The organism is Bradyrhizobium sp. SHOUNA76, from assembly GCF_023006445.1.
GTDB lineage: Bacteria > Pseudomonadota > Alphaproteobacteria > Rhizobiales > Xanthobacteraceae > Bradyrhizobium.
Map to the genome: position 1 here is coordinate 1 of NZ_JALBHA010000459.1, position 5259 is coordinate 5259.

A 5259-nucleotide genomic window follows, 5' to 3' on the forward strand; every position below is an offset into this window, starting at 1 on the left:
CAGGTCGACGCGGACGCCGACGCTGACGGCAAGTTCGGGGTCCGACTCGGCTTGCCCGACCAGGACGGCAAATCCGTTTCCGGAGACGCGCGCGCCGGGATTGGCGGCGAGCTTGCGACTGACGCTGGGATAGCGGCGCGCCAGCAAAGCGTCGGTGACGATCTCCTTCAGCCACCAGCGGCCGGCCATCGCGAGCAGATGCGGCTCGCCTTTGGATGATGCGATCTTCACCAGCTCGCCGTCGTCGAGGCGGGCGGATTCCTGCAGCACGGGACCGGCGATGCGGATCTCGTCGTTGCTGGCGAGGCGACGGATCACGGAGGGCGGCGCCTGCGCGATCGGCGCCAGTTGTGCGCTGATCTCGGCGAGCGCGATGCGTGCACCCATGTCGGCCAGCGCGCGCAGCTCGATGGTGCCGATCAGGCGCTCGAGCACCTCGTCGAACAGCGCGATCTGCTCGTCGTCGAAACTGCCGGCGGAGGAGAGGAACAGATCGGTGACGCGCCGGGCGGTTTCCAGGCCCTTTTCCGCCGAGCCTGCTCGAATCGCGGATTCGACCTCGTCGATGATCGATAGCTCGGCCTTGGACATCACGCCTTGCTCGTCCTGAGCGGTTACAGAAGCTTGTTCTAAGCAACCGCTATCATTAGAGGCGAGCACTGAAGGTTTGGTAAACCATGGGCATTGGGAGCGAGGTGCGGTCGCGGCGGAGCTGCGCCCCCTCCCCCGCTTGCGGGGGAGGGTTGGGGAGAGGGTGTTTCCGCAATCGAGAACACCCAAGAGGAGAGAGCCCTCACCCGGCGCTACGCGCCGACCTCTCCCGCAAGCGGGAGAGGTGCACCGAACTTGCGGCGCTTATTCCCCCTTCCACCCGCAAGCCCTTAGCTTCTCGTGCATATGCGGCGGGGCCGGCGCCACGACGCGGACGGGCTCCTTGTTCCGGGAGATCGGCACCACGATCTCGCGGGAATGCAGGTGCAGCTTCGGCTCGCCGAAGCGCGGGCCGTTGCCGTAAATGTTATCGCCGAAGATCGGCCAGCCGGTCGCCGACGAATGCACCCGCAATTGATGAGTCCGCCCGGTCACCGGTTCCATGGCGAGCCAGGTCAGGCCGTCGCCGCGGCCCATCACCTTCCAGTTCGTGATAGCCTTCTGGCCCTCGGGGTCGGGCTTCTGCCACCAGCCGCGTTCGGCATTGAGCCGGCCGAGCGGCATGTCGATGGTCCCTTCGTCCTCAGCGGGGCCGCCCTCGACCACGGTCCAGTAGGTCTTGCCGATCTTGCCGTGCTTGAAGAGGAGGCCGAGCGAGGCGGTCGCCTTGCGATGGCGGCCGAGCACGAGGCAGCCGGAGGTGTCCTTGTCCAGCCGGTGAGCCAGCACCGGCGGTCGCGGCAGGCCGAAACGCAGCGCGTCGAACGAGGCCTCCAGATTGGCGCCGCCCTTGGGGCCGCGATGCACCGGCAGGCCCGACGGCTTGTCGATGATCAGCATCAAGCCGTCGCGATGGAGCACGCGGGCCAGGATCTCATCGGCTGTCAATTCGGGAACATCGAGCAATTGCAGGACCTTCGGGTCAAGTCTTTCGTTTAACGGCGGGAACGGCTAACACACCGCCACCATGAACGATACCACGTCAGATCCCCCCAAGCTGAGCTGGTGGCGCCGCCTGTCCAACGGGCTGAAGCGCACCTCGTCCTCACTCGGGACCGCGGTCGCCGACCTCGTCACCAAGCGCAAGCTCGACCGCGCCATGCTCGATGACATCGAGGACGTGCTGCTGCGCGCCGATCTCGGCACTTCCGTTGCGGTCCGGATTGCCGACGCGGTCGGCACCGGCCGCTACGACAAGGCGATCTCGGCGGACGAGGTGAAGGATGTCGTCGCGACCGAGGTCGAGAAGGTGCTGGCGCCGGTGGCGAGGCCGCTCGAGATCGACACCGCCAGGAAGCCGTTCGTGATTCTGGTGGTCGGGGTCAACGGCTCCGGCAAGACCACCACCATCGGAAAACTCTCGCAAAAATTCGCATCCGAAGGCCGCAAGGTGATGCTGGCCGCCGGTGACACGTTTCGCGCAGCCGCGATCGAACAGCTGAAGGTCTGGGGCGAACGCACGAAGACACCGGTCATCGCCGGGGCGCAGGGCTCGGATTCGGCGAGCCTCGCCTTCAACGCGCTCACCGCCGCGAAGGAGCAAAACGTCGACGTGCTCCTGATCGACACCGCCGGTCGCTTGCAAAACAAGGCCGAGCTGATGAACGAGCTCGAAAAGGTCGTGCGCGTGATCCGCAAGGTGGATGACACTGCGCCGCATGCCGTGCTGCTGGTGCTCGACGCCACCGTCGGCCAGAATGCGCTGTCGCAGGTCGAGGCCTTCCATCGCACCGCGGGGGTCACCGGCCTCGTGATGACCAAGCTCGACGGCACTGCGCGCGGCGGCATCCTGGTAGCGCTCGCCGAAAAATTCAAACTGCCGGTGCATTTCATCGGCGTCGGCGAAGGCGTCGACGATCTCGCGCCGTTCACCGCGCGCGATTTCGCCCGTGCCATAGCCGGAATCGAAAGCTGACGAATGGACAAGACCCAGCCGCATCCGCTGTTCAAGCTGGCGACCGAGCTCGGTCCGCTGCTCGTGTTCTTCTTCGTCAACGCCAAGTTCAATCTGTTCGCGGCCACCGGCGCCTTCATGGTCGCGATCGTAGCGGCGATGGCGGCGTCCTATGTGGTGACGCGTCACATCCCGATCATGGCGATCGTCACAGGCGTGATCGTGCTGGTGTTCGGCACGCTGACGCTGGTGCTGCACGACGAGACCTTCATCAAGGTCAAGCCGACCATCATCTACGGCCTGTTCGCCGCGATCCTCGGCGGTGGCCTTTTGTTCGGCCGCTCCTTCATCGCCGTGATGTTCGACCAGATGTTCAATTTGACGCCGCAGGGCTGGCGCATCCTCACGCTGCGCTGGGCGCTGTTCTTCGCCGGCATGGCGGTGCTGAACGAGATCGTCTGGCGTACGCAAAGCACGGACTTCTGGGTCAACTTCAAGGTGTTCGGCGTGACGCCGATCACGATGATCTTCGCCATCGCCCAGATGCCGCTGACCAAGCGCTATCACCTCGATCCGGTGTCGCTGGAGGCAAGCGAGGCCGAGGCGGGGGATGTACGGAAGGGGTAAGTCTCCCCACTCGTCATTGCGAGCGAAGCGAAGCAATCCAGAATCTTTCCGCGGAGGGATTCTGGATTGCTTCGTCGCATCAGCGCAAAATTGCTACGCAATTTTGTCGCGGGCTCCTCGCAATGACGGTCTTGGCTAAGATCCCGCCTTCAATGCCTTCTCCATCTGCGGCAACAACACCGTCCGCAGATTGTCCGGCGTGACCGGGCCGACCAGCTTGTAGACGATGGTGCCTTCGCGCCCGACGACGAAGGTCTCGGGAACGCCGTAGACGCCCCATTCGATCGAGGCGCGGCCGTTGGCGTCCACGCCGACGCGGCCGAACGGGTTGCCGTAGCGGCCGAGGAAGCGGCGCGCATTGTCGGCCGCGTCCTTGTAATTGATGCCGACCAGCTGGAAGCGCTTGTCTTTTGCCAGTTCGGTCAGGAGCGGTGCTTCGTCATGACAAGGCACGCACCAGGACGCCCAGACATTGACGAGACTGACCTTGCCCTTGAACGCGGCGGGATCGAGCCCCGGCACCGGCGCATTGTCAGCCTGCAATCCCTCGAGCGGCGGCAGCACGGTCTGCGGCGCGGGGCGGCCGATCAGCGCGGAGGGAATCCGCGAGGGATCGCCGCTGCCGAGCCGGAACCAGAACAGCAGCGCAAGGCCAATGAAGGCGATCAGCGGCAGCACCATCAGGAAGGTGCGGCGCTGCGGCGGTGCGGAGGTCGATTGTTCGCTCATGACGCGTCCATGGCGCTGCGACCGGAGCGGCGGGTGATGCCGCTGCGGTCGAGCTCGCGCAGGCGCTGCGTCTGGTTGCGATGGTCGAGCACGATCCAGCCGATCAGGATCGCGACCACGACGGCCGCTGCGGCGTAGGATGTCACGATGAAGGATGCATAAGGACCGAGCGACATCATCCTGCGGCCCCAACTTCTTTCGACGCGTTTTGTCCGCGCGAACCGGTGCCCGCTTCGCTCGAGAACGCCACACGGCTCGCCTGCATCATCTGCAGGGAACGGACGCGGCGGCGCAGGATCTCGTTGCGCATCGCCGCCAGGTGCAGCGTGACGAACAGCAGCGTGAAGGCGATCGCCATCACCAGCAGCGGAATCAGGAACGATTTGTCCAGCGCCGAGCCGCCCATGCGCATCACCGAAGCCGGCTGGTGCAGCGTGTTCCACCAGTCCACGGAGAATTTGATGATCGGCAGGTTGATCGCGCCGACCAGGGTCAGCACCGCGGCGGCGCGCGCCGCGCGCGAGGGATCGTCGACCGCGCGCCACAGCGCCATCAGACCGAGATACATCAGGAACAGGATCAGCACGGAGGTGAGCCGCGCATCCCATTCCCAATAGGTGCCCCACATCGGCCGGCCCCACAGCGAGCCGGTGAGCAGCGCGAGGAAAGTGAAGGCGGCGCCGATCGGCGCTGCGGCTTTCGCGGCGACGTCGGCCAGCGGATGACGCCACACCAGCGTGCCCAGCGAGGCGATGCTCATCACGCCCCAGACGAACATCGACAGCCAGGCATTTGGCACGTGGATGAACATGATTTTGACGGTCGCGCCCTGCTGATAGTCGTCCGGCGCGTTTGCGGATTGGTAGAGGCCGATCGCGAGCAGGATGATTGTCGCGGCCGCGAGCCACGGCAACACCCGCGCTGTCAGCGCGAGGAACCGGGTCGGGTTGGCGAGGTCGATCAGTGACATAGTACCCTGATAATCATCGGCGGCTGCTCAGGCAATCAGCACGAAAGCGAGGGACGAAAGTTGATCGGGGTCAAGGTCAGTCGAGCCCACTCAATCAAGCCCATCTCAGTCAAGTCCATGCCGGAGGCTCGCTGCGGCTGCGAAGGGGCCGACCACGAGGCTGACCAGGGACAGCGCGCACAGGATCGAGAACGGCGCGCCGAACGTCATGGGACCGACGATCACGGCCTCTGACGCGGCCACGCCGAAAATCAGGACCGGAATGGACAGCGGCAGCACCAGCACCGCCATCAGCAGCCCGCCGCGGTGCAGCGTCACCGCCAGCGCCGCGCCGATCATGCCGGTGAAGGTCAGGGCCGGGGTGCCCGCCAGCAGCGTCAGCGCCACC

At 65.4% G+C, this 5259-nt stretch carries 8 protein-coding genes; 2 read left to right on the plus strand and 6 right to left on the minus strand.

Annotated features, from left to right (window positions below; genetic code table 11):
• The coding region (locus MOV74_RS30670) for a DUF2336 domain-containing protein (RefSeq protein WP_246930551.1) at nucleotides 1–591 on the minus strand (591 nt) is incomplete at its 3' end.
• A 264-nt stretch (nucleotides 592–855) separates the two neighbouring features.
• Nucleotides 856–1557 carry an RluA family pseudouridine synthase gene (locus MOV74_RS30675; protein WP_246930553.1) on the minus strand — a complete coding sequence of 234 codons (702 nt, stop codon included), beginning with the start codon at nucleotides 1555–1557 and terminating at the stop codon, nucleotides 856–858.
• 61 nt (nucleotides 1558–1618) lie between these two features.
• Here MOV74_RS30675 and ftsY point away from each other — a divergent pair, with 61 nt between their 5' ends.
• Together ftsY and MOV74_RS30685 are read left to right on the plus strand one after the other, a co-directional pair.
• Complete coding sequence (gene ftsY / locus MOV74_RS30680; RefSeq protein WP_246930555.1) at nucleotides 1619–2566, plus strand: signal recognition particle-docking protein FtsY; 948 nt, start codon at nucleotides 1619–1621, stop codon at nucleotides 2564–2566.
• A gap of 3 nt (nucleotides 2567–2569) precedes the next feature.
• Nucleotides 2570–3172: a septation protein A gene (locus tag MOV74_RS30685; RefSeq protein WP_246930557.1), complete on the plus strand. Its 603-nt coding sequence runs from the start codon at nucleotides 2570–2572 to the stop codon at nucleotides 3170–3172.
• A gap of 135 nt (nucleotides 3173–3307) precedes the next feature.
• Here MOV74_RS30685 and MOV74_RS30690 read toward each other — a convergent pair whose 3' ends face one another.
• The 4 genes from MOV74_RS30690 to MOV74_RS30705 form a co-directional block, all read right to left on the minus strand.
• Nucleotides 3308–3901: a DsbE family thiol:disulfide interchange protein gene (locus MOV74_RS30690; protein WP_246930559.1), complete on the minus strand. Its 594-nt coding sequence runs from the start codon at nucleotides 3899–3901 to the stop codon at nucleotides 3308–3310.
• Entirely contained in the window at nucleotides 3898–4080 is a 183-nt protein-coding gene (gene ccmD, locus MOV74_RS30695) for a heme exporter protein CcmD (RefSeq protein ID WP_246930561.1), read from the minus strand. The genes MOV74_RS30690 and ccmD overlap by 4 nt, the downstream gene beginning before the upstream one ends.
• On the minus strand, nucleotides 4077–4871 hold the full coding sequence (locus tag MOV74_RS30700) for a heme ABC transporter permease (protein WP_246930563.1): 795 nt from the start codon (nucleotides 4869–4871) through the stop codon (nucleotides 4077–4079). Before MOV74_RS30700 ends, ccmD begins: the two co-directional genes overlap by 4 nt.
• A 105-nt stretch (nucleotides 4872–4976) precedes the next feature.
• On the minus strand, nucleotides 4977–5259 hold a 283-nt coding region (locus MOV74_RS30705; protein WP_246930565.1), incomplete at its 5' end, for a heme exporter protein CcmB.